Origin of the sequence: Primorskyibacter sedentarius, assembly GCF_004342065.1 — a bacterium.
Classification (GTDB): domain Bacteria; phylum Pseudomonadota; class Alphaproteobacteria; order Rhodobacterales; family Rhodobacteraceae; genus Primorskyibacter; species Primorskyibacter sedentarius.
In genome coordinates this window covers 1-24,195 of record NZ_SLZU01000008.1, presented here as the reverse complement: position 1 = coordinate 24,195, position 24,195 = coordinate 1, and the positions used below count along the sequence as shown (strand labels likewise).

Here is a 24,195-nt window from a genome sequence, read left to right as displayed (position 1 = left end):
GGTCTCGTACTAGGTCAGATTTGTTGACCCGCCAAAGAAGAGGCGGAGCGGGTTGAAGTTCCAGGCCTGGCCAGAGCGGCGTTCCAACTGCTGGAGTGGCATGACAAGCGGAGCCTCCGGCGGTCCCCAAGTGTCGGGATCACTCGACATGGCGGTGTTCGCGGTTCCGTTCAGTTCTGTCGTTCCGGTCATCAGACTTTCCATTGATAAAGCCACGTCTCGGACAGGTTGCGCCCGAATCCGTTGATCGCGGCCTGCAATTCCATTGTTGTCGCGGGATCTTCCGGCACGGCTTCGATGACAAGCCGCCACAAATCCGTCCCATCCACTGGCGACAAAATCGTTTCGACGAGGTCGCCGCGCAGAACGGTAACCTTGGGTGCAACGTCTGCATCGTCAGGAAGGTTCCCAATCAAACCGCCCTCAAAATCCACAACGAATTTGATCCGGTCGGTTGTTCCTTCGACGCCAGACACGCCGCCCTTGCCTATACGGGTGCGCACGATCCGGGCGCGGCTTGAAGATCTGTCGCCGCTTGGCGCCATGCCCCAATGCAGACGATATGACACTTCGAGGCTTTCACCCTTCGCGGGTGCTGCGTCCGGAACCCAATAGGCGACGATATTGTCGTTCCCTTCCAGATCGGTCGGGATTTCCATCAAGCGGACGGCGCCCTTCCCCCAGTCTCCGACAGGCTCGACCATCAAGGACGGGCGGCGTTCGTAATGCGCCTGGGCGTCGAGATATTCATCGAACTCGCGCTGTCGCTGTATCAGCCCGAAGGAAACAGGGTTCTCTGCGGAAAGATAAGTGTGCTCCAGGCGGGTTGGATTGGTCAGGGGACGCAGGAACGTGTCACCGTTTCGAGTATTGAGAACAAGGTGGTCGCTGTCGTGAACCGCGGGCCGGAAATCGTTGAATTCACCCGGATCAGCCCCCCCGAACAGGAACATCGAGGTCAGCGGGGCGATGCCGAGCTGCTGCACGGTCTTGCGCATGAACAGCCTTGCCGTCACCTCCATCACCGTCGTCTCGCCCGGTGTTATGACGAATTTATACGCCCCCGTCACCGAAGCCGAGCGGAGCGCGGCATATAGAATGACCGTCTCGGACTCGGCATGCGGACGTTCAAGCCAGAAATCGGTGAAGCGGGGAAATTCCTCACCTCCGGGCATGCCGGAGTTGATGGCCAAACCGCGTGCGGACAGCCCGTATCGGTTGTCACGCCCAAGCGCGCGAAAATAGCTCGCCCCCAGAAAGGCTGCAAGTTCGTCGTAGTGGTCAGCACGGTTGAGCGGCGTCATAAGCCGAAACCCCGCTACGCCGGGCATCTCGAAATTTTCGGGGATCTGAGTCTTAACATCGGAATAGTCGAAATCCGCTGTCGAAAACCGCATCGGTGTCGCCATGCCATCTGCCACCTCGTTGAGGTGCACAGGCTCGTTGAACAGCCACCCGAGATGAAAGGCGTTCAGGCGAAACCGGGCGTTTTCCAACTCGGCCCAGCGGGTCCGGGACGCATCGAAACGCACGCGTTGATAATCGTCGTAGTCAAACTCCGTGAGGAAACCTTCGACGGCTTCTGCGGGCTTTGGCTGCTGGTCTGCGGCCATGCGCATCATCTCGGTCAAAAGCTCAAAATCGAACGCTGTCTTTTCAGGCTCTGCCGTTGTCGGGAACGTAGCCGCTTCTTGCGCAAGCCCTGCATGCGGGTGCGACAAGGCTCCCAACGCAACGGTTGAAAACAGCCCCGAAATGACGCCGCGGCGCGAGAGCAAACTTTGGAACGCGTTGTTATTATAAGGCACCAGAACACTCCGAACTTCCTGACGAAACGTTACTATATCAATGCTGCGGCGCAGAATATACAAGGAGTGGTAACGGAGTCCGACACGAATATCCGCATCAAAGGCCCAAATCGGCAAAGCTTCGCTCAAGCCAAGGGGTGAACCTCAATAGCACGCGGGATTGCGGCGAGATTCCAGCCCAAAGATTGTGCGCCCGTCGGTGGAAAATCGCCTGTTTCGGATGGGGCAATCGTCATCCAAAGTACCAGACCGATCAAAAAGAGACCGAATTGGCAACATCTGTTATCCAGTGCCCAAGGCGGCAGCACGGCTTCCGGTGCTGCAACGGGGTTGTGTGGAGCGTGACTGGGTCGGGACGGTCCCATGCCAAGTCGTTATAAAGAGACGCTCGTACGCCGGATGCGGTCAAACCACCACCGTACATGGCTTCAAGGGCTGTTTGCTCTTATAGTCCATCCAGCACCCCAGCCATCACTGCGGCAGTCTCCTTCCAACTGGGCAGGACGAGTCCGCGTGCGCGGGCCCTTGCACCAAGTTCCTCGCACATGGTGGCAGATGTAAGAAGGCACCTGAGGTGCTGTGCAAATGCCTTCGGGCTATCGGGCGGGGCGAGAAGCGCGGCGTTTCCGACCGTTCCCGGCACCGCGCCCACGGCGCATGAGACGATGGGCAGCCCGTGTATCAAGGCCTCGGCCAGCGCCATGCCATAGCCTTCGTGGCGCGTGGCGAGGGCAAAGATGCGCGCCGTCCGATAGGCTGCGGACAGCGCGTCGTCGCTTAGTTCTCCGACCAGTTCAACACGGTCCTGAAGCCCGTGGTCGACGATCAGCGCGGCCAATTCGGTCGCAATAGCCGGATCATGTGTCTTGCCAACGATGCGAGTGTGCCAATCGAGATCGGCAATCAGGGCCAGTGCGCGGATCAGCACATCGTGGCCCTTGCGCCGGGCGAGAAGACCGACTGACAGAATGTTCGGCCCTGTATCCTCAAGCGGCAGATCGCGCGGGCCGTCATGCCCGGGAAGTGCGACTGTAATATGCGCCGGGTCCGCGCCGAGGCCGATATAGGCGTCGCGTGTATGGGGGCTGGTCACGACCACATGCGCTGCGTGGAACAGGTTCGCGGCTTCCTGCGCCAGAAGCATGTCTGAAACCTCGGGCGTAAACCCATGTTCCAGCCCCATCGGATGGTGCAGCATCGCGACCACCGGATTGGGAAGGCGAGCGAGGTCTTTGCTACGCATCGCGGCGAAGGCGAGCCCGTCGAGAATTAGCGGCAGGTCTGGCGGCAATGCGGCCAGCGCGGCTTCCGTCACGCGGCGAGCCTGGGTGCCAGGGTCGGCAGCCGCGGCCTTGGCTGGCAGCTGAATGTGGCGGACATCACGCCCGCTGGCTTGCAACTCTTCAAGCAGGCGCCGCTCGTAGATATAACCACCCGTCTTCTGATGGTGATCGCCGGGGATTGCGAGGGCGCAGGGTCTCATGCGGCTAGCTGCTCGGCACTGGTGCGTTTCAGGACCGCGCGTTCCACCACCGCGACTGCTTCGTGGGCGAAGATGGCGGCAAGACCGATAAGTGCGATCGCACTCCAGAGCATACCATAGTCCGAAGTCGAAGCGGTGGTCGCCATCAACGCGCCGAGCCCCCGGCCCGTGGCAAGCCATTCGGCGGTGGTGACAGCAAGGATCGCCGCCGGAATCGCCATCCGGGCCGAGGCGAAGAAGGCAGGCAGCATCGCTGGAAGCTGCGCGTGGAACAGACGGCGCATTGGGCCTGCGTTGTAGCTTGCGAACATGTCGAGGATCCGGCGTGGAGTGCGCGCAAGCCCGTGAAGACACGCGACGAGGGTGGGAAAGAAGATCATCACGGCGACAACGGCGACAGTGCCGGTCGTGCCGCGCCCGAGTGCCCAGACGATCAACGGCGCGGTGGCGACGATTGGGATGGAGCGAAGAGCCACGGCGATGGGCATGGAAACCGCAGAAATCCGTGGCGCGAGCGTGAGAAGTGCGGCCAGCCCGGCGCCGAGCCCGAGACCGGCGATATAGCCGGGAAGGGCCGACGTCATGGTTTGCAAGAAGGCAGACGCCAGAATGGCGCGATGCTTTGCTGAGGCGGGGTCGGCAAACAGATAGGTCCAGACATCACCGGGCCGCTTGGCGAAGAATGGCGACAGGTCGAAGAGATCCATAAGGCCCTGCCACAACGCCAGCGCGATGGTCAGCGCCAGGATCGGCGCGCCGATCTGCCAGATGCTCGGGCGGCGGTCGACCGGCGGTGCCAGCAGGACCGAGGGCGGGGAAAGGTCGAGCCATCGCCCGACCGCGCCTACCGCATGGAAGGCGAGAACAGAGACCCCTGCGGCAATTACCGCGATGCTCCAGGTGGCCGACAGGTCGAGTGCTCGCATCGCACGGATCGTCAGCACCCCGAGCCCAGGTTCAGCCCCGGTGAATTCTCCGACCATGGCCCCAAGAAGGGCGGCAGGCGCGGCGATCTGAAGGCCTGCAGCGAGGTAGGGGATCGATGCTGGCAGACGCACCTGACCAAGCACCATCAGCCGTCCGTGGCCGTAGCTTCGCACAAGGTCAAACCAGTCGCGCGGAGCGGCGCGGAGGCCAACAAGAGCGGGAAGGAAGGTGGTATAGAACACCGCCAGCGCCGCAAGTGTCACTTGCGGCCCGTTGCCGGGGCCATATAGCACACGCAGGATTGGCCCGGTCGCGACCAGCGGCAGGCAGAACACCAAAAGCCCCAACGTGGCCAGAACCCGCTCCGTCCGTGGCATCAAAACGGCGGCCAGCGCCAGCGCGAATCCGGCGAGGTTGCCCCAGAAAAACCCCTGCGCCGCCGCAAGGAATGTCGTGCAAAGAGCGCGCCACAAGAGCGGGGCATTGTCTGCGACATAGGCGGCGATATCGCTTGGCGCGGCGAGGACGAAACGATCAGCCGTGGCGCGCGCGACACCTTCCCAGATGGCCAGAAGCGCAAATATCGTGAGTATCTGCACAATTGTTTCGGGGCGCAGAAATGGCCTCCGCATCGGGGCGGTATGAGAGGGTCGCTTCATTCTGCGGCAAGGTCTTCGGTCAATGGCAGGTCGCGGAGTGCTGCGGAAACCACTTCACAGGCTTCACGGTAAGCCGGGGACCGCAGCACGCCGGCGTCGCGGGGATGCGGCAGGGTCACGTCGATGTCGGCGGCGATACGGGCCGGACGCGGTGACATCACCAATATGCGATCTGCCAGCCGCACCGCTTCGGCCACAGAATGGGTGACAAGAAGTACGGTCGCACCCCGTGCTTCCCATAGCGGCGCAAGCTCCAGGTTCAGACGTTCGCGGGTCAGTTCGTCGACCGCGCCAAACGGTTCGTCCAGCAGCAGGAGTTCCGGCCCCCCGGCCAGTGCGCGGGCAATAGCGGCGCGTTGGCGCATCCCGCCCGACAATTCCGCAGGACGGCGGCGTTCAAAGCCTGAAAGACCCACCAGCCGGATCAGATCAGCATCTGCACCGGCGTCACGCGACCGTCGCGACAGTTTGCGCCCAAGCGCGACATTGCGCTCTACCGTCCGCCACGGCAACAGGGCGGCATCCTGAAACGCGATGGCAAGGCCCGCACGGCGTCGCACATCATCGGGGCTTTCCGCGCCGATGGCGATGCTGCCCGATGTCGGCACTTCCAGCCCCGCGATCAGCCGTAGCAAGGTGGACTTGCCGCATCCGGAAGGGCCGACAAAGGCGGTGACCGCGCCTCCCTGCAAGACAATGTCGAGGGGCGCCACAGCCTCAACCGCAGACGGGCTGCTGCCAAAGATCTTCGACACGCCGTGAAGTCGGATATCAGGGCTCCGGGTCATCCCGGACCGTCCAGTCTAGCCACGGATCTCGTCCAGTATCGAGCGGTCCCACAAAGCCGGATCCACGGGTGTGTCAAGCAAGGCAAGCGTCTCGACATTCGCGGCCACCGTGTCATCTGTGAACCAGCCAAAACCGTGTTCGTCGGTCAGATCCGAGAACATCAACGGCACCTGCCGGACGGCCTGAAGCTTCTGGGTCTCCGGGTCAAGGCCTTCGTTGGGGAACGTTCCTACGGTCAGCTCCGCCGCCGCCTCAGGATCTTTCTGGTACGCCTCCCAGCCGCGCACCTCGCCCCGCATGAGCGAGACCAGTTCTGCGCGTCGATTGGCGAGGCTGTCCTCGGTGGCGATATAGGTCTGCGAATGGACCGAGTAGCCGTGATCGGCAAGTAGCATCGTCACGTTTTCGACGCCCTGGATCTCCATCGCGACCGGCAAATCGGTTTCCCAGCACAGCAGACAATCGACCTGCCCCTGAACCAATGGCGCTGCGTCATATTGCGTCGGCACGATCTCGATCTCTGACGGATTGATCCCGTTGATCGCACACAGGGCGTTCAGCACAGGGGTATTCGCCAGAGCCATGCCGATGCGTTTGCCGATAAGATCGACGGGAGCGTTGACCGGGTTGCCCGGCAGCGAGGCGATGGCAAAGGGATTCTTCTGCATGGCGACGGCAATAATTCTGAACGCTGCCCCCTGATTGACCGCGGCGGCGGTGTAATCTGCAGCGGATATACCGACGAGCGCGGAGCCAGCAACGACCGGAGGTTCCACCGGGGCGTTGGGCCCACCGGGTTGGAGCGACACGTCTAGCCCCTCTTCCGACCAGTACCCGCGATCGAGCGCGATGTAGCTGCCAGCGAACTGGACAGAATGCAGCCACGAAAGCTGCAACGTGACGGCCGATTGCGCCAAGGCAGCCGGTCCGTGGAGAGTTGCTGCGGCCGCAGACGCCGCTGTACCTGCAAGAAATCGGCGCCGGGTTGGGGTGATGAATGACATGCGCAAAACCTCCGGTTGCGTCAAAGCTAGGCTAAATGCGAGTGCAGTCAACGCACGCTGGTCGCGCGCGCTTGCGGCGCAGGAAAAACAGCGCGCCGGGCAGGGTCGAGGCAAGGACGGCTATCCCGAATGCAATACTGGCGGCAAAGCCGGCCGCAGCGTCAGCACCTGCCAGCGGAAACAGGACCGCAGCGGCTCCCTCACGCCAGCCCCACCCGGCGACAGAAGCGGGAAGCAGCATTGCTGTCAGGACCAGCGGTGCCACCAATGCCGTGGCAAAGATCGGCAGCGCGGTGCCGGTGGCCCGCGCTGCAAGCGCGAACGCCGTGACGGTCAGCGCCGCGATGGTGACCGAAAGCGTCAGTTGCATCCGCCAGCGGCGGGCCAGCGCGATGCGCACCGCATTACCCCAGCTCCCCGTCGTGCGGCGGCTTATCCCCAGCGCGACGAGCGCGAAGGCCAGAAATACAGTGATAGCCAAGGCCATCCAGACCGGCGCGATCGCAATTGCGTCTACAGGGGGCAGAGTGCCCGGCCGCACTGCCGCGCCGATGGTGGCCAGACCGAGGATTGCCGCCATGCCGATCTGGCCCGAGGCGCGTTCGAGGACCACCGCCTGTGCGGCGGGCGTCAGCGGCCCGCCATTGCGCGAACGGACCGCCCGTGCAGCATCGCCGAGCACGCCGCCGGGCAACGTCTGGTTCACGAATTGCGCGAGGTAGTATTCGCGTACTGCACCACCCACGGTGAGTGGCAGGCCAAGCGCGATTGCGGTCAGGCGCCAGCGAAGCGCGGACAGGATGATGACAAGGTTCAGCATGGCCACTGCCGCACCCATCCAAGGCAGAGACAGGTCCGCAAACCGGTCCCAGAGCCCGCGTCCGCCCGCAAAGGCAAGACAAAGCGCGATCAGTGCCAGCGGAAGGAGGATGCGAATAAAGCTCAAAGCTGTCCCTCCGGAACACTGGTGGCGTCGAGAAAACGGTCGCGGAAGCGGTTCATGGGCCAGGTCGGCAGGTCGGCGTCAGGCTCAAGCCCCTTGGTCCAGCCCCAGTTGTCGAAAAGGGTAATCGTTTCAGGAGGGCCAATCAGGTGCATCGGGACATCCATGCCGCCTTTTTGCGAAATGGTCGCGGCCGCTTGGTGATCGCCCAGCACGATGACCAGCGGTTGTTGCATCCGCGGCAGCGCCGCCCAGTCCAGAACAGTTTGGATCGCGTAGTCAAGTGACAACCCATAGTGACGGCGAATGGTTTCTCGGTTTGACCAAACTTCGCGCGGGGTCGGGCCAGCGCCCGCCATATCGGCGAAAATGCGGCCGTCTGCGACCATGTCCCAAGGCACGAGCTCGGCCACCGGTGTCCATGGTGCGTGACTTGAAATCAGAGCAATCTCGGTCATCAGCGGTTTGCTGCGCGGGGCGAGCCTCTCGAATGCCGCCAGCGTGTACTGGTCGGGCATCGTCACCCAGTTAAAGGGCGGTCCTGCATAGCCAAGATCGGCGGCCTCAAGGATGTGGCCAAAACCGAATTGCGGGCCTTCTGGCCAGGGCAGGACGATGGCGGGCGCGACGGCGAGCGTGTCATAGCCCGCCCTTGTCGCAATGTCGTAGAGCGTAAGGCGCGGGCTGCTCAGAAGCGCACCGTAGCGGCGCTGGTCTTCGATTTCGAGGCCAGAGGCAATGGTGGCGTGGGCGAGCCAGCTTTGTCCGCCCTGCACCGGCGAGGCGAGCCACCCCGACCGCATGTCCAGACCCGCCCGTTCCAGCTTTGCCATGCCCGCCATCAATGTCGCGCGGTGCCGTGCCTCGTAGCCCGGATTATCAAAGGCGGCACGCCCGTAGCTTTCGATAAAGATGATCACGACGTCACGCCCGTGAAGCTGCGCCAGCGCCCCGGTCCGGTCCCGCCAGGGATCGTGCGCGGCGGCGGCCTTGAACTCCGTCAACGCGGCGCGGGAACGGCGGAAACTGAGAACTTCCTCGATGGCAAGGCGGGAGGCGCGGCTGCTTCCAGGAGGATCCCAACCATCCCAGTCGTTAAGCGCGGTGGCCGTCTCTGCAACAGGCAGGACGGCAAGAGCGAGGGCGAGGCTGCCCGCACCGATCCGGGCAGAGCGCGACAAGGCGGCTCCGGCCCGGGCCCAGCGGCCGATCGCGTGGTAAACGAGCCAGCCGAAAAGCATGAGCGCGACGACAATTGCCACAGTGAGCGCTACCGCAGCTGCAATGCCGAACCCGCCTGCAACAAGCCGCATTGCAGCGGACACAAGGTTCATGTCGACGACCGGATCGAAGCGCCGCCCAAAGACCTCGAGCGCGGCAATATCGGCAATCCTCAGGGCGGTCAGCACCATCAATGCGCAGGCGATAAAGGCCGCTGGCCACTGTGCACGCCGACCCAATGCGAGGGCGCCGAGAAGCAATACCGGAAGCTCCAGCGCCAGGGTCGCAAAGATGTGCAGCCGGAACCCATCAGGCCGGTCCGGCAATACCAATACGAGGTGCATAAATATGGCGGCCAGCCCAAGGCAGGTGGCCAGGCGCAGCCGGGTCCTCACCGTTGTCTCGCCAGCCAGATCACATCGATGGCGAAGGACCATGTCAGCAAGGCCAGCATCACGAACGCGGCAGGACCCGACCAAGCAGGCGGCGTCACCGGTGCGATCAAAGCCACCAACGTGGCGATCTGCATAACGCAGACCACCTTGCGCCGGAACCGCGCAGGCAGCGGCGCGTCGAGCCAGGGTAACGCCAGTGCGGCGAGCACGAATAGATAGCGCAGACCGCCAAGCAAGATTACCCAAGGGCCCACCACGCCGATCCGCCAGACTGCAATGGACAGCAGAAGCGCGAATACAGAGTCAACCTCCATGTCAAAGCGCGCGCCCCAGGTTCCGGCGAGGCCATTCGCGCGCGCAAGTGGACCGTCAATGCCGTCAAGTGCCAGTGTTACGACCGCGAGCGTCAGGATGGCCCAGCCCGGCTCGCCGGTCGCAAGTCCCGGCTGAACGATCGGCAGGAGAAGCAGCGTCGCCAGTGCCAGTCGCAAGAGTGTCAGGACATTTGCCGGACCGAACCGCGGAGCAGTCCAGCTCTGGTGCAGGAACCCGATTGTTACCGCCGCGGCCGCTGCAAATGCCAGAAACGGGGTCAGCATCCAGTCGGTCGCTATCAGCCGCGAGACAATGAGCACGCCCGCTGCGAATGCGGCCGCAGCCACAAGAGCCGTAAGGATCGGGGGCCGGCCTGCCGGTTGCCTGTTCGAAGAAGTGTTCACTCTCGTTGTCGAGCTATGCATGTATGATAGAGTGATGGGCAGCGTGTTTCTGTCAAGCGTTTGCCCTGTTTATCGACGCCACAATTTGCCCTAAGGTCATCCGGAAGCATTGGCAGCGGGTGGGGGAAGACAGAATGACCGAAATTGCGTCGCTCGCCCGATATTCAAGGCTCCAGCGCATCCTGCATTGGCTGACTGTGCTCGCTGTGCTGACGACGATACCAGCGGGTCTCGTTATGGTGCAGGAGGGGCTGCCGCGTCCGTTACAGGACTGGCTGTACCTGTATCACAAGAACATCGGCCCGCTGATCCTGATGCTCGTTCTGGCGCGTCTTGCGGCACGTGCGGCCTGGCCTCCGCCACCCTTGCCGGTTTCCGTTCCGCCGATGCAGGCAAGGATTGCCGATACCGTGCACTGGCTGCTGTATCTATTCCTCTTGGTCATGGTTATCTCAGGGTTTTTGCGGGTGCAGGCTGGTGGGTTCCCAATGGAGATCTGGGATCCGCTTGTCGGCGGATTCGTGGCCCGAGACAAGGCTGTCGAAGCGGTCGCGAAGACCATCCACCATTGGGGTCGCGTGCCTCTTATGTTGTTGATCCTCGCTCACATCGGCGCGGCAGCCCTGCACGGTCTCGTCAAGCGCGACGGGGTTTTCAGCCGTATGTGGCCCCCGGCATGACCGTGAGCCTGAGCGTGCGGCCCCAGCAGATGTTGATCGCTGAGACAGCTTTGCATCAGACAACGATCCTCCGAAATGCAAAGAAATTGTGCAGCAACTATTGAGCCGGGATAGGCTGTCGGCCGCCACCCAGAGGGTCCTTGTCGTGCTGCTTGTACCCAGCACAAGATGGAACGAAAATGTGCCTGTATGCCGCTTAGAGTTGCGGAGGATTTGAACCGTGTCGGCTTTACCGAAGATGTTTTAGTATCCACTCATTGGTTCAAACCCTCCGACTTCCAGTCGGACCCGCTTCAGCGCGAAGAATCGAGTTATGATCTTACCCTCCCGAAAATGAGCCGCAGCCGGGTCGGAGGCTCATTTTCGGGAGGGTAAGATCATGCGATATGACACTGGCAAACACTGCGTGTTTTATCACCGCTATCACATCGTCTGGTCGACGAAATACCGCTACAAGGCGCTGACCGGAGCGCTGCGCCTGCGGGTGCGCGACATCTGCCGCCAGGTCTGTCGCGAGAACGAGGTCGACATCTTGCGCGGGGTGCTGTCGTGTGACCATGTCCACATGTTCGTATCGGTGCCTCCGAAGATTGCCATCTCTGACCTGGTGCGCAAGATGAAGGGCCGTTCGTCCCACAAGGTGCAACGGGAGTTTCCGGTCATCCGAAAGCGTTATTGGGGCTGCAGGTTCTGGGGCAGGGGCTACTTCTCAACCACCAACGGTGCCATCACCGAAGACATCGTACTTCAGTACCTGGAAAATCACATCGCCGATCCTACCGGCGCCAGCCGGTAGTCGTTCACTTAGGATCAGGACTTCGGTGACGGGTCGGTTTCAGACGAGGCCTTTTTCGCAAAAAGACTGATCCCGCCGAAGCAGGAGAGCGTCATTTTTGGCGTCAGTGCCTGATCTGTTGGTTGTCACTGAGAACTGACCCACACTCAATTATGCATCGTGGTCTATGACGCGGTCTCCTTCCTTGCTTTCTTTGCAGCCTTAGAGCTGGCTTTGAAGCGGTAGCTGTCGTTGCCAGTTTCCAAGATGTGGCAGCGGTGCATGAGCCGATCGAGGAGCGCTGTGGTCATCTTTGCATCGCCGAAGACCTGCGCCCATTCTGCGAAGCTGAGATTAGTTGTGATGATGACACTGGTGCGTTCATAGAGTTTGCTGAGCAGATGGAAGAGTAACGCACCGCCAGACGCACTGAACGGTAAGTATCCAAGCTCGTGCAGGATGACCAAGTCGACTTTGGTCAGCATCTCGGTCAGCTTCCCTGCCTTCCCGATCGCCTTTTCTTGCTCCAGTGCATTGACGAGCTCCACTGTTGAGAAGAAGCGAACCTTGCGTCTGGGTGTTCGATTGCCTGGACGCCGATTGCAGCAGCTGTGTGGCTTTTGTCCGTTCCGGGACCACCCCTCTTGTCTTATGATTTTGGCAGCTCCTGTTGCATGATGGGAGCCATCACGCTGATCGCGCAAATTGGCGTGATAGCGGGGGATGGATCGTACCCCTCTGGGTCATGACGGACCGATGCCGAGTATGGTCACCCCCGCGTTGTCTTCAAACCTGAACGGATACTTGGGCTTCGGGCCCGCATGACAAGACAAGGTGGGGGATATTCCATGCAGAATGTAATCGGGATCGACGTGTCGAAAGCAACGCTGGACGCCTATTGCTCAGGAAGAACCGAGCACCGGCGGTTCGGGGATGATGCCGCCGGACTTGCTGCTCTCTTCCTGTGGGTCTTCGACGACGGCAGGCGAGGCGGTTCGCGGCAGCAACCGGGCGCGTAGCAAAGACCGACAGGATTGATGCCGAGATGTTGGCCAGAATGGGAAGCGCTCTGCAACTCCAGCCTACAGAGACTCAGTCCGAAGCCTTTGGCGACCTTCGCGAATTGCTCGTGTTCCGCCGCGGCCTGATCAAGGACCGCACCGCAGCCAAAACACGGCTCAAGACCGCAAGGTATGCCATGCTGCGGCGTTTGCTCACCCAGCGTTTGGGTCAGATCGAGCGGCAGCTGGCCCGGGTAGACGCCGCCATGAAGGTGATCGTCGCCTCTGATCCCAAGCCGGCCCACCGTTTAGAGATCCTGATCAGCATTCCTGGCATTGCTCGCAGACATGCCTGAGCTCGGTGCGCTCACCGGCAAGCAAGCCGCAGCTCTTGCCGGATTGGCACCAATCTCACGCCAATCAGGGCAATGGCAGGGTCATGAACGGATACAGGGCGGTAGGCGATCTGTCCGGCAGGCACTGTTCATGCCGACGCTTTGCGCTATCCGGTACAACCGTACCGTTCAGGCCAAATTCGAAGACTTGGTTCGAACGGGCAAGCCGCGCAAAGTCGCGGTGACAGCCGTCATGAGGAAGCTCGTCGTCCTGGCAAAGGCATTGATTAAAGACGGCCGAAAATGGGCCCAAGAACCCGCTTGATCATAACGGATACTCGGCAGCCTCGATCGGATGCGCCTGCCGGGTAACAGATGAAACGCGCGCCCGGTGCTCGACCCCGGGCGGCAGAAGGCGAAGACCGGAAACTTCTGAGCCTTGGCGAGAGACGACCGTCCCTGGGGTGGCGCGGCGCCACTTGGAGTAGCCTTCAGCTACGCGCCCGGGCGCGGCGGTCGGAACGCCGAGCAGATCCTGCGTGGCTTCAAGGGCATCCTGTAGGTCGATGGCTATGGCGACTACAATCGCCTTCTCAAGCCGGGACATGATATCACCCTGGCCTACTTTTGGGCGCATGCCAGGCGCAAACTTGTGGAGATCACCCGGACCGGCCGCGCGCCGATTGCCGAGGATGGCGTGAAGCGTATCGGCGATCTCTATCGTATCGAAGCCGACATCCGGGGCCTTGATCCCGCTGCGCGCCTCACGGCAAGGCAGGAGCGTTAGGCGCCGATCATCGGCGACTTCAAGGCATGCCTCACTAAGCACTGCGCCCGTGTCGCGAGGAAATCTACACTCGGCGAAGCTCTGACCTACATCGCAAAATACTGGAACGGCCTCCGCCTGTTCCTGACCCATGGTTGGATCGAACTCGACACGGATGTTACTGAACAGCCCCTTTTTCAGTTTTCTTGCTGTTTTGGTGGCTTTTCTCGCCAAGCTTCAACCATCTTTGCATAGGAGGCCTCGGCGTTGGCAACCAGTTCCATCTCGCGGTGCCTGAGTTCCTTGATCCAGTAATCACGCCCTGGACCAGCTTTGCCGTGAGCTTTCGGTGCTTCAGCGCGTAGTTCCAGCCTGCGCATCTTCATTGCGACAAACGCAGGTCTTGCCCATTGATAAGGGGCGTCTTTGGTCAAAAGATGCCAGATAAGATTTGCGATCTTGCGTGCTGTCGCCACAGCCGCGACATTGGCCCCCTTGCGATCTTTTATCCGCAAGAAGAAAGCCCGCAATGCACCTGGGACCGAAGATGCTCCCCATGCAGCCTCAATCAGCATTGTTCGAGCCGTCGCGTTTCCCTGCTTGGAGATCCGCCCATGGATGGCACCCCGATCACCAGATTGGCGGACCCGCGGTGTCAGCCCAAAATAGCTGGCGAGTTTCTCGGGTGTTTGGAAGCGACTGATTTCTCCGATGGAAGCGATTACGGCAGTTGCAATCACAGAGCTGATGCCGGCGATCATCATGAGTTTACGGGCGCGCGTGTCATCGAGCGATATCCCGATCAGATCCTTCTCCAGTTCTTCAAGCTTGCGGCTTAACCAATCCAGCTCATCAAGATGGCGACCCAACAGGTCGCGTTCCGACTTTGGAAGTGGGACTTTTCCCAGCCATTTGCGACCACCTTTGCCAAACAGGTGCCCTGCATATTTAGGAACCAGGTTGGCATGAAGGATGGCTTGAACACGGCTCTTCACCCGCCGGATCGAACGAACCGTTGCATCGCGTTCCGAAACCAGGCGTCGCAGATGCAAAGTCTCATCATCTGCAGCCCAAACCTCAGGCAGGAATCCTGCGGCGTGAAGTTGGGCAAGGATCTTCGCATCGACTTTGTCGGTCTTCACCCGCGCATGAGCAATTGCCTTAAACTGAAGTGGATTGGCAATCACCACCCGGTTGACGAAAGGTGTCAACAATCTGACGATTACCGAGGTGTTTCCCGTCGCTTCTAGGATCACCTCGTCTTCCGACCTCAGACTTCGCCCGAAAGCCACCACCGCGTCGTGCTCCATGTCGACCCTGAAGCTTTCGGTCATTTTATCCATCATCGTAGATCGCGACCTGCGCAAAACTTCGATGTACATCCATTCCAATTGATCGCATTGCCTGCGTCTCCTCTGCTGTTGCCATAAGGAGTGCACGGGCTCGTACGACATCTACGGATACGCGCTCGCGGCGCAGACGGGCTGGTCGCAGGGGCGGCCAGATAACAACACGAGCTCACAGCTCATTGTCTAGTCGGCCTGCCCGCTTCTTCGCACTCCGACGCCCCGATCCCGCAGAACCTGTTTAACATGACATATGGAAACAGGTGCCGAAATCGAAGCGCCAAAGTCAGCATGTCCGATAACAACACCGTCGTACGCACCATCCGGCCCATCGCGTTGAACCGGAAGAACGCTTTCTCTGCCGGTCACGACGCCGGGGGCCGAGAACTGGGCCGTAATTGCATCTTTGATCGAGACAGTTAAACTGAACGCCGACGATCCCCACGCTTGGCTGGATAGAACCCTGACGGCCATCGCTGGAGGGCACTTGCAGAGCTGCTTCGCAATCCTCATGCCCTGGAACTACGACGCCAAAGTGTGACCGGAACACCGGTTACCCATGATTGATGCAGCCAATCAGAAGGCATATCGCACGGCATCAAGCTTGCGGGTAGAAAAGGGGTGGGCGGACGTCTGAACCGGCGCACCAAGGGCGGGATGAACCCAGAGTTGCAAGCCGTCCCAAGTGCCACGGGTCGCCCTGTAAGGTTCTTCATGACCGCCGGTCAGATCTGTAACTACACGGGCGCCGGTGCATTCTTGAGCTGCTTACCAGCTGCCGATTGGATGATAGCTGACCGAGGTTGCGATGCCGACTGGTTCCGAGATGCCTTAAAAGACAAAAGGATACGCCCCTGCACCCCTAGCAGGAAGTCACGCGATAGGCTGTCCAATATGACGAGCGCAAATACAAACGCCGTAGCCGCCTCTCTCCTGACATTGCTGCGCAACGCGCGTGCTTCGTCCTTGCCGAACATAATCTCGATCCGGTTTCGCCGATTGTAGCGGCGCTTGTCGTATTTGACTGGTGTCTTCCGCTTCTTTCGACCGGGAATGCAGGCGCGTATCTCCTTGTCCTGTAAAACTTCTCGGAACCAGTCGGTGTCATAGCCACGATCGCCGAGCAGCCATTTCACGTTTGGCAGGCCACTGAGAAGTGCCCATGCGCCGATGTAATCGCTGACCTGACCGGCAGTGACTAACAGGTCGATCGGTCGTCTATGGCTATCGCAGATGGCGTGCAGTTTCGAGTTTATACCACCTTTGGTTCGTCCGATCAGGCGACCACGCCGTCCATTATAGCGGCCATGCTGATCGCCGTTCGATGTGCCTTCAGAAATGTCGCCTCCATTGCCCGGCAGTTGATTGCGGAGCAATCAATGAAAAGAGATCATCACGGTCTTCTGCTCGTCGTGTTCGGACGCCAGACCAGCCGTCGTATCGACCATAATAATAACATCCATGGTGGGTCCCGCCTTGTTCCGGAACCTTACACTACCACGACGACCACCATGTTTTGCCCACTCCCATCGCGGGCGCTGACGACCAAATTAGGCGCTCTGCCGCAAGCTTCCATGACCACGATGCGTGGCGATGACATTGCCAAGTTGCGGGCGCATGGGTTCGCGTCGGGATAAAGCAGCAAGTGATCAACAGGGTGGGTTCAGGATTGCAGGAACGTCACCCCGATATCATCAATGATTGCTGCCGAAAGCGTTCCTGTCGCATATGCGCCTGTGTCAACGGATATGCGACCGTCTTTCGCGGTCGGTTGATCGACGATTATGTGCCCTAGCACGACCCATTTTCCGTCCTGTCTTGGCACTTTCAGAAATTCCGGGTGAACTCAAATGCATGTCTCTTTTGTCTGCATGTCCAGAGGGAGAGCGGGATCGGCACCCGCGTGGATGAAATAAACATTGCCAAACTGCAAATGCACAGGCAGCTTCCGCAGCCAGTTGAGCATGTCGCGGCCAAGCGCGTTCTTAAATTGCAATGCCGCGTTCTCCTGCGCATCGCTCGCAGACAATTCCGTCAACCCGGACAGACCGAAGCTGGCGGGAGTTTGCAATCCTCCGTTTCATAGCCACAAAGGCCAGTTGCGCGAGGGGTCATCAAGAAAGCGCAACGCCATGTCTTCGTGACTTCCCATAAGGGCGAAGACCTGTTGGGGACGATCTTGGTGCAGTGAAAAGACGCGTTCAAGTATGTCTCGGCTATTCGCGCCGCGATCGATCATGTCACCCAGAAAAAAACCGCTCACACTCATCTTGTTTCAGGATTTCTTCAAGCTGTTCGGCACATCCGTGAACGTCACCAATCGCGAGTATGCGCAGGCCGTGTTCGGGACGGGGGAATGCGCCGGTCTTGCGCGAATTTGGAGAGGCAATCAAATACGCGAAAAGTCGTTTTGATAGGGCAGGGAAATTACGCTCCTACCGAGTGCAAAGATCGACACAACTCAAGATCTATTGCAGTTGACTGTTGTACTGATGGTGAAAGTAACCACTACGGACTGAAAGTCGGCATGCCGCGCTATGGACCGGAAATGACTTCGAGGAGATCATTGGGCCTGAGAGGTGTCTCGCCAGTCGCATCAATGCTTTCCAGCCCATCCGGGCTCCGACGAAGTATCCGGAAACGGGGTTCGTGTTGCTCAAGGGCCCCGGCGCGGGCTGCGCCAATATGGTTGACGGATACCCTAGAAAGCGCGTTTTCCATTTCCCGCGTTGTCTGCGCGATCGCAAGTTCTTCGCGCACCTGAGTCAGCTCCGACAATGCCCTTTGGCTGCGATCTGTCGTTGCAAACCGCCGATCGCGGTCTATTTCAGCCAATCTCGACCGCCCCCGGTAGATCGATTGCTCAAGATCGACCACTGTAACCTCAATGCTGGCTTGGGTGGATTGGATAGCAAGCAGCCGATCGGTCCGAACCAGCCCGCGTTCTGCCAGCTGGTCCAGATCAGCTGCGGCTGCAGCTACCAGCTCCAGACGCTCTTGTTGGGTTGCCAGTTTACGTTCGTTGGCGGCAAGTTCGGTTTGAAGGAGGTCTTCCAGCTCGTTGAGAGCGGCCAGGTCTTCCAGATACCGTTGGCGGGCCAGTTCAAACGCCTGTTTTTCAAGCTCCAGGATTTTGTCTGTGTTTGGGTGGCCGTCTTCCCTGAGACTGTCTGGAAAGGCGACGGTCTCTGCGCCTGATTGTTCTGCCTCAAGCCGAGCGGCACGCACTTGCAGCCGCAAGATGTCGTCTTGCAGCAAAAGATTGCTGAACTTGCCTTCGAACAGGTCGCGCTCGGCTGCGTAGGTTTGCTCATCTGCAGAGTTGAGGCCCCCTGCAAGAGCGACAGCTTGCAGGGCTAGTGATCCGGGTGGCAACGGATAGGCTCCGGGCAGTGCGACATGTCCTGAAACATAGACAGGGGCATATTGTTGAATAGATACGGCGACTCCCGGCATCTCAATCAATCCGAATGCACGCCCGAGTTCTTGGGCCAGCTGGTCCGAAAGCTCGCCCACGGGCAACCCCTCTGCCGCAATGGGACCGATGAAGGCGATATTGATCTTACCACTGGAATCGATCTGGTAGGTGCCGGAAACCTTTTCCAGAGGCGGCACCGTGTCGGCCTGCGCCAGCCGGTCCACGACGGTGATCCTCAGAATATCGTTGCGCGACAGGGCATATTCCGGCGCGGCCTGCGCCACGACGTTGGAAGACGCAACAAGCCAGAGTGCCGCCGTCACAGCGACGACGCGGATCACCGACAAGGGTTCAAGAAACCGTCTCAAGCGCAAATCCTTTCTACTTCGAGGGGGCATCCGAACGTTGCGCGTGTTCGATCTGTTTGTGGATGGAACGACCATGTCAGTTGTTGAAATATGACGCAGCACGGCCAGTCGTTGGGCCATAGGAGTTGTCATACCCGTATCGACGCATTCCCCTTGCATCGAGCATCGACATGACCAAACCGGAGACAGGGTAGCCGAGGCTTTCGAACTTCTTGATCCCATCCTGAACCTGCTGCTGCGACGTGCTGTTCCAGCGCACGACGAACAGAATGACATCGGCAACCTTGGCCAGAATACGCGCATCCGTTACCAATAGGACGGGCGGCGTATCGATAACGATGGTATCATATTGCTTCAGCGCCTCGTCGATGAAGGCGGGAAACCACTGTTTGGCAAAGTAGTCCGGGATATTCGCAAGTCCCGTGCCACCGTGTACGAAATCTAGGTTTGGCGCGGCCGCTGGAATGACGGCCTGCCGCCAGCCAAGATCATCCCTCAATGCTTCGGTCAGCGAGTGTTCCGGTTGGCTCACTCCCAGATAGCTGGCAAGCCCTCCGCGACGTGTGTCCGCATCCACCAACAATATCTTGCTTCCCAGCTCGGACATCTGGTGCGCCAAGGCAAGGCAGGTGGCGGATTTTCCCTCACCGCTAAGAGCGGATGAAACAAGGATAACGCGGGGCCGAGCGTCGGATTTGGACATAAACACCGAAGTCCGCAGGTTTCTGAAAGCCTCGGCGATCGCAGAGGTCGGATGCTCGCGTATGTAGGTGAAAAACCTCGATCGCTTTCGCGCCCGAATTCTGGGCACTTCTCCGAAAACGGCCTTGCCGGTGACAGCTTCCATCTGACTGGACGAGTGAAAGCCACCTGCGACAGCCATGGCTCTGCTGATACAGAACGCGGCGCCGATCAGGAAACCTGCCAATCCTGTTGCCGCAATGACCAGTGAGACGCGCGGCAGGGCGGCATTCGTCGGCGCGACGGCTTGCGACAATACGCGGCTGTCCGCTTGTTGGATGCCCTGTTGGGCCGAGGTTTCTTTCATTCGATTGAGAAAATACTCATATAGAAGTCTGCTGGCCTGAGCTTCGCGAACAAGCTGGTCCAGTACGATGAGATCAGCGGATTGTGCATCCACGCGCTGTTGCAAGGCTTTCGCGGTGCTGTCGAGTGTCGCAATCTGTTGCGCTGTTTGCTGCAGATCCCGCGCTGATTGGTCACGAAGGCGTTGAGCGATCATGTCAAAAGCGGTCTTTTGTTCGGCGGTTAGTTGTTCGTCGGATTCACTCAGAATGCGCAGCAACGCTGCATTCTGTGTCAGCTCTGCCACTTCACGATCCGAGGCGCCGGACAGACGCGCATCGTAAGCGCGCTTGTTTTCCAGCTCCGCGCGCGCAGCCTCAAGGCGTGCCCGAACTTCTTTTTGCTGCCGGTCCAACAATGCCAACGCGTCGGCGTTAATCAGATCGGTTTCGGTGCGGAATGCCCTGACGGCGGTTTCGCTTTTCTCAAGCTCGATTTGCAGTTCACCAACTCTTTCGGTCAACCAATCGGTGGCCTGAAGTGCAGCGTCATTTTTGACCTGCAGCTGATCCGAAATGTAGGCATCGGCAAATGTATTGGCGATCAATGCTGCCTTTTCTGCGGATTTGCTAAGAACCGATACGTGAAACACTAGGCTGTTACTGACGTTCTGCACCGACTGCCGCTGGAGCAACTCATCGACCACGGTGGCCTTTGCTTGCGCCTCGGTTGCTTGGGGCGCGTCGATTGCGTTCGGATTGGGGACGACGCTGCGGGCCATTGCGAGCAGTTTGTCCTTAACAGACTCAGGTCTGAGCGTGACATTGAATTCCGGATCATCAATCAGCTTCAGCGCTTCGACAACCTTTGTGGCCAATCCTCGGCTGCGCAACACCTCGACTTCGGTGGTCACTGTAGAGCTGTCGGGAGAAAGGCCGCTTATGACACCCTGCAAGTCGACAACTTGTTCCTGGCGGGTCTCAAGCACCAACGTCGCCGTTGATTTGTAGACCGGCGTGGCAACATAGAAAATGTAGGCAGCGCCCAGAACCAGCGCGATCAACGTACTTGCAAGCAGGACAAAGCGACCCCGCCAGAGAATACCGGTCAGTTCTGCAAGTTGTCTGGTGCCGTCTTCCGAGATGGATTGCTGTCGTAAGGGCGTGTTGTGCAAATTCATTAACCTTTTACTCTCACTTAATCAGCACCCGGTCCTGTAAGACGTGACAATATCCCTGCAAACTCTCAGCCGACGCAGCGGCGAACGAGGGTCCGGATTAGAAAAGCGCTTGCCGAATACAAAAACTATGTGCCCAGATAGTCAAGTTTGCGCCACCCTGTCCACACCTATGAAGCCAAGGCCGTAATTTGAAACCACGTTTATACCCGCATTGTTCAAGCAACTGGCTGTTTTCTCTGTATTGGCCGTCAAACCAAGCTGATCTAGGCCGGGACGGGTACCGTGTGTCGTACTCGCGCGATCGTCTTTCTGCTGTCCCAGCCTGACGTCACTGCTTCGTTTGCGTCGACCACAGCAACGCCATTACACGACAGCCGCTGCAATCGGTGGGCGAAAACCGTTTGAAATTGGGACAGCGTCAGGCAAATATGGCCTCAAACGGCAGGCGACTTGGGGAAGGTCGGTTGTGACCGCTAGGCGCTTGTCTTAGACAGGATTGCCGAAGTAGGGCAGGAATGCAGGACAAGAGGCAGCTAAGTGCGACGTAACGGCGTATTATCGACAAGATGAAAAATTGCGTGTCCGGTCGGGCGACATGAAAACCGATTGAAAATACTGATTCAGAGCAGGAAGTTTTTAAAGAGTACCATGACTTGACGCAGGAACGGTTACAGTTGGACGGCGAGGCGCGTCATGGCAATCCATCGTCGACGAGGTTTGCCCTGATCGAAGCAGTTCGCGGAATTGCAGCCGTTCTGGTGGTATTTTCGCATACCGCTGATAAATCCGGATGGTTCTACACATATGTTTTTGACCCCGGCAAACTTGGTGTTGTGGTATTCTTTTTCATTTCCGGATATTTGGTTATTCCAAGCGCCGCACGCGATGGATCGGCTTACAATTTTTTATGCAAACGGTTCTTTCGACTCTACCCGATGTACTGGCTCTCTCTAGTGCTTGCCTATCTGGTATGGTCAGATCGATTAGATGCAACTGATTGGGTCGCAAATATCACGATGGCCCAACAACTTTTCGGGTTTGATAATGCGATCGACGTTTACTGGACTTTGACGATAGAATTCGTCCTCTATACCGTTATAACTGCATTCCTTGTCGTCAACCCGTCCATCATACTGAATAGATTCAAAGGCGTCCTTCTAGTTCTCGGCTTACTTTGTGTTGCCTCCGCAATGCTGCGTTGGGGAACTCAATCGCGTATACCTGTTGCGGTTCCTCTCGGGCTGTTTTGCATGTTCACGGGTGCGCAGATGAGATACGAAATTGATGCGGGGTTAAGTGTTGGAAAGACGGCAATCGTATTTTCAGTTGTCGCCATCATCTCGTGCGCCTTCGCCTATTCCTTTTCGACGACATTCAGTGAGACACCCAGCCGATACATCATCAGCTACCTGCTCGGCGGTGCCGTTTTCGTACTGGTTACCCACGCTCCATATCTCGATTTCGGTACACCCCTCAAGGCACTTGGGAGTGTTAGTTTCGGAGTCTACCTTCTCCACAAACTCGTCATCGACTGGCTGGAGCCTTACTATACTGACGGACTTGCCCTGTTCTTGATCACACTTATCATTTCGGTGATCGTCTCTGCGCCGCTCTATTATTGGTATGAAAGACCGTTAGCCGGTTACGGACATAAGCTGGTCAAGAGATGATCAGTTCAGAACCGGCAATGGCAGGCAACGCCAGCAACCAAGAATTGCTGGAAGCGGGGGTCGTTTTCATCGGAAACCTGCTGATATGCATAGCCTTCTTTCACCCCGAAATACAGGGATATGGCGATGCCATCCGGGGATGGAACCAATTCAACGGCTTGCTGTTCGATGGCCAACAAATATTCAAAGATTCCAATCAGGTGATTCTGCGAATCCTTATGGCGATGACGACGGTATGCATCGTCATGGGATTGGTTTTTGCTGGTCTTATTGAGCGGGGAACCCTTGTGACCTATTTGGCGTTGCCGTTCTCCGCCTACCTCGCAACAAAGATAAAGGTCGAGTTTATTTTCTTCCCCTTCGCATTGATCTCGACAAATCTCGGGTGGAAGAAGGAAACGCTGGTGATTTCAATACTTTTGGCGTTGTCATATGCAACGTCCGAAAATAACGGCTACATTATCATCGTCTTTCGTATTGGTGTCATATTTTTTCAGACGTTCAGGCCGCATGTATATATGGTGTTTCTGGCGGCTGGAGCGATAGTATTCCTCGATGCGAACTTCAAATATGTGACAACCCTGTTTCCGAATTTTGCAGTTTACTCTTGGACACGCGATATCGTTAATCCAGAGTTCAGTCATCTTGAAACAGTGATCGTGTTCCTGTCTTCAATGGTGATGTCGATTCAGCCGCAAATGGATTTCATGTTTGGATTGACCTATGCGGTTTTCCTGCTTTTTGCGACTTACGGGTGGTCAGTTTTTCGGCCAAATTCTTATGTAAAAGCCTTCAATCAGGCTGAAGTCAGGTCGGGCTTTCTGACGATCCTTCTCTTTACCTCTCTCACGCACGCGTTTCAGAATGCGAGATACTTCTTTTTCTATTTGCCGATACTCGCTCGGACGGCTAACGTCCGGGCTCGCCGGTTGTTGGTCTTGGCATCTTGGCCAATGACATTTGGCCTTGTGATTTACTATCGGTTTGTCCTTGAAATGTGACGCAACAGTTCTGGAACGTCTGACGAGCGGGATCGGCTGCACCGAGATTATGGCTTTATGGTCTCGCAAGGAGTGAGATGAGTTGTTTTCAGCCAATCGAGCGGCTTGGGCACCACCAATTTGGCGGTTTGCCGTAATTTGAACAGATTCGCCCTTATGCCATCAGTCATATTCCACCATGGACAGATCTTCAGGCGTTAAAACCGGGAAAGACAGGCTGCTTTGGCATCAACAGAGTCCTCCTGACCCATCTGTATTCCGGATCTGGTATCCTGCCCCGTTACGGGTCCTGGCCAAGACGCGTGACGGGGTGGTGCGCGACGTCTGACCCTGTTGGCATGGCCACGCTTCCTGGCGTGTCGGCACCGCCTCTCCTTCATTGCCTCGAACAGTTGCCTGCGGCCGTTTCAGGACCGCGTACCAGAAGGAGGAGAACATGGAGAGTTTATCACATGGCCGGATCATCGGGATAGATGTGAACCGTGACTGGCTGGACGTTCATTGCCTTCCTGATGGCCAGCGCCTTCGATTGACTAACAACGATGGCGATCATGCCATCGTGGCGAAGCTTGCTCGCGAGCGAGAGGCTATCGTGTGCTTCGAAGCGACTGGTGGGCTGGAGTGGAAGCTATGGTCGGTGCTCGCTGGTGTCGGCGTCGAGACCCGACAGGTTGCTCCTGC

20 protein-coding genes and 7 pseudogenes are annotated in these 24,195 nt (G+C 58.5%); 11 read left to right on the top strand and 16 right to left on the bottom strand.

All coding sequences use genetic code 11. The features are described from left to right. Positions 1-9: 9 nt before the first annotated feature. The 9 genes from EDD52_RS12105 to EDD52_RS12065 form a co-directional block, all read right to left on the bottom strand. Complete coding sequence (locus EDD52_RS12105; protein ID WP_132245292.1) at positions 10-192, bottom strand: hypothetical protein; 183 nt, start codon at positions 190-192, stop codon at positions 10-12. Then, positions 192-1,808, bottom strand: coding sequence for an OpgD/OpgG family glucan biosynthesis protein (locus EDD52_RS12100; protein WP_243651923.1), 1,617 nt, complete (start codon positions 1,806-1,808; stop codon positions 192-194). The genes EDD52_RS12105 and EDD52_RS12100 overlap by 1 nt, the downstream gene beginning before the upstream one ends. A 445-nt stretch (positions 1,809-2,253) precedes the next feature. Beyond that, positions 2,254-3,291, bottom strand: coding sequence for a glycosyltransferase family 4 protein (locus tag EDD52_RS12095; protein WP_132245290.1), 1,038 nt, complete (start codon positions 3,289-3,291; stop codon positions 2,254-2,256). Beyond that, a complete protein-coding gene (locus tag EDD52_RS12090; protein ID WP_132245546.1) occupies positions 3,288-4,850 on the bottom strand; it encodes an ABC transporter permease in 1,563 nt (520 codons plus the stop codon). Before EDD52_RS12090 ends, EDD52_RS12095 begins: the two co-directional genes overlap by 4 nt. Before the next feature lie 23 nt (positions 4,851-4,873). Then, positions 4,874-5,665, bottom strand: coding sequence for an ABC transporter ATP-binding protein (locus tag EDD52_RS12085; protein WP_132245288.1), 792 nt, complete (start codon positions 5,663-5,665; stop codon positions 4,874-4,876). A 15-nt stretch (positions 5,666-5,680) separates the two neighbouring features. Then, positions 5,681-6,670 carry an ABC transporter substrate-binding protein gene (locus EDD52_RS12080; protein ID WP_132245286.1) on the bottom strand — a complete coding sequence of 330 codons (990 nt, stop codon included), beginning with the start codon at positions 6,668-6,670 and terminating at the stop codon, positions 5,681-5,683. Between the two features lie 31 nt (positions 6,671-6,701). Further along, entirely contained in the window at positions 6,702-7,616 is a 915-nt protein-coding gene (locus tag EDD52_RS12075) for a lysylphosphatidylglycerol synthase transmembrane domain-containing protein (protein ID WP_132245284.1), read from the bottom strand. Further along, positions 7,613-9,229, bottom strand: a complete 1,617-nt coding sequence (locus EDD52_RS12070; protein ID WP_243651921.1) for a sulfatase-like hydrolase/transferase — start codon at positions 9,227-9,229, stop codon at positions 7,613-7,615. Before EDD52_RS12070 ends, EDD52_RS12075 begins: the two co-directional genes overlap by 4 nt. Then, positions 9,226-9,864, bottom strand: coding sequence for a CDP-alcohol phosphatidyltransferase family protein (locus EDD52_RS12065; protein ID WP_243651920.1), 639 nt, complete (start codon positions 9,862-9,864; stop codon positions 9,226-9,228). The genes EDD52_RS12070 and EDD52_RS12065 overlap by 4 nt, the downstream gene beginning before the upstream one ends. A gap of 218 nt (positions 9,865-10,082) precedes the next feature. On the opposite strand from EDD52_RS12065, the gene EDD52_RS12060 reads away from it, so the two are divergent. Continuing rightward, positions 10,083-10,628 carry a cytochrome b gene (locus tag EDD52_RS12060; RefSeq protein ID WP_132245282.1) on the top strand — a complete coding sequence of 182 codons (546 nt, stop codon included), beginning with the start codon at positions 10,083-10,085 and terminating at the stop codon, positions 10,626-10,628. Positions 10,629-11,007: 379 nt separating this feature from the next. Next, positions 11,008-11,424: an IS200/IS605 family transposase gene (tnpA, locus tag EDD52_RS12055; protein ID WP_132245280.1), complete on the top strand. Its 417-nt coding sequence runs from the start codon at positions 11,008-11,010 to the stop codon at positions 11,422-11,424. Between the two features lie 164 nt (positions 11,425-11,588). On the opposite strand, the pseudogene EDD52_RS12050 reads toward tnpA, so the two are convergent. Beyond that, positions 11,589-12,043 (bottom strand): annotated as a pseudogene (locus tag EDD52_RS12050) (ATP-binding protein); the annotation flags it as partial. A gap of 208 nt (positions 12,044-12,251) precedes the next feature. On the opposite strand from EDD52_RS12050, the gene EDD52_RS23990 reads away from it, so the two are divergent. From EDD52_RS23990 to EDD52_RS23975, 4 genes and pseudogenes are all read left to right on the top strand, one after another. Next, positions 12,252-12,422: a hypothetical protein gene (locus EDD52_RS23990; protein ID WP_243651929.1), complete on the top strand. Its 171-nt coding sequence runs from the start codon at positions 12,252-12,254 to the stop codon at positions 12,420-12,422. After that, entirely contained in the window at positions 12,368-12,760 is a 393-nt protein-coding gene (locus tag EDD52_RS23985; protein ID WP_243651919.1) for an IS110 family transposase, read from the top strand. The genes EDD52_RS23990 and EDD52_RS23985 overlap by 55 nt, the downstream gene beginning before the upstream one ends. Next, positions 12,753-13,064: a transposase gene (locus tag EDD52_RS23980; RefSeq protein ID WP_243651918.1), complete on the top strand. Its 312-nt coding sequence runs from the start codon at positions 12,753-12,755 to the stop codon at positions 13,062-13,064. Before EDD52_RS23985 ends, EDD52_RS23980 begins: the two co-directional genes overlap by 8 nt. A gap of 63 nt (positions 13,065-13,127) precedes the next feature. Continuing rightward, positions 13,128-13,700 (top strand): annotated as a pseudogene (locus EDD52_RS23975) (IS66 family transposase); the annotation flags it as partial. Positions 13,701-13,702: 2 nt separating this feature from the next. On the opposite strand, the pseudogene EDD52_RS12035 reads toward EDD52_RS23975, so the two are convergent. Further along, positions 13,703-14,891, bottom strand: a pseudogene (locus EDD52_RS12035) (IS110 family RNA-guided transposase). A 257-nt stretch (positions 14,892-15,148) separates the two neighbouring features. On the opposite strand from EDD52_RS12035, the pseudogene EDD52_RS12030 reads away from it, so the two are divergent. Both EDD52_RS12030 and EDD52_RS23970 read left to right on the top strand, forming a co-directional pair. Further along, positions 15,149-15,392 (top strand): annotated as a pseudogene (locus EDD52_RS12030) (transposase domain-containing protein); the annotation flags it as partial. A gap of 3 nt (positions 15,393-15,395) precedes the next feature. After that, a pseudogene (locus tag EDD52_RS23970) lies at positions 15,396-15,780 on the top strand (transposase family protein); the annotation flags it as partial. 36 nt (positions 15,781-15,816) lie between these two features. On the opposite strand, the pseudogene EDD52_RS12025 reads toward EDD52_RS23970, so the two are convergent. From EDD52_RS12025 to EDD52_RS12010, 5 genes and pseudogenes are all read right to left on the bottom strand, one after another. After that, positions 15,817-16,202: pseudogene (locus tag EDD52_RS12025) on the bottom strand (transposase); the annotation flags it as partial. A gap of 495 nt (positions 16,203-16,697) precedes the next feature. After that, positions 16,698-16,847 carry a hypothetical protein gene (locus EDD52_RS23695; RefSeq protein ID WP_165907527.1) on the bottom strand — a complete coding sequence of 50 codons (150 nt, stop codon included), beginning with the start codon at positions 16,845-16,847 and terminating at the stop codon, positions 16,698-16,700. An 84-nt stretch (positions 16,848-16,931) separates the two neighbouring features. Beyond that, on the bottom strand, positions 16,932-17,120 hold the full coding sequence (locus tag EDD52_RS24370) for a metallophosphoesterase (RefSeq protein ID WP_132245276.1): 189 nt from the start codon (positions 17,118-17,120) through the stop codon (positions 16,932-16,934). Between the two features lie 266 nt (positions 17,121-17,386). After that, entirely contained in the window at positions 17,387-18,553 is a 1,167-nt protein-coding gene (locus tag EDD52_RS12015; RefSeq protein ID WP_165907526.1) for a polysaccharide biosynthesis/export family protein, read from the bottom strand. A 160-nt stretch (positions 18,554-18,713) separates the two neighbouring features. After that, positions 18,714-20,843, bottom strand: coding sequence for a polysaccharide biosynthesis tyrosine autokinase (locus EDD52_RS12010; RefSeq protein ID WP_132245272.1), 2,130 nt, complete (start codon positions 20,841-20,843; stop codon positions 18,714-18,716). Between the two features lie 653 nt (positions 20,844-21,496). On the opposite strand from EDD52_RS12010, the gene EDD52_RS12005 reads away from it, so the two are divergent. The 3 genes and pseudogenes from EDD52_RS12005 to EDD52_RS11995 form a co-directional block, all read left to right on the top strand. Further along, on the top strand, positions 21,497-22,513 hold the full coding sequence (locus tag EDD52_RS12005; RefSeq protein WP_165907525.1) for an acyltransferase family protein: 1,017 nt from the start codon (positions 21,497-21,499) through the stop codon (positions 22,511-22,513). Further along, positions 22,510-23,514 (top strand): hypothetical protein, encoded by a 1,005-nt coding sequence (locus EDD52_RS12000; RefSeq protein WP_132245268.1) that lies wholly within the window; start codon positions 22,510-22,512, stop codon positions 23,512-23,514. The genes EDD52_RS12005 and EDD52_RS12000 overlap by 4 nt, the downstream gene beginning before the upstream one ends. Positions 23,515-23,950: 436 nt before the next feature. Next, positions 23,951-24,195, top strand: a pseudogene (locus EDD52_RS11995) (hypothetical protein); the annotation flags it as partial.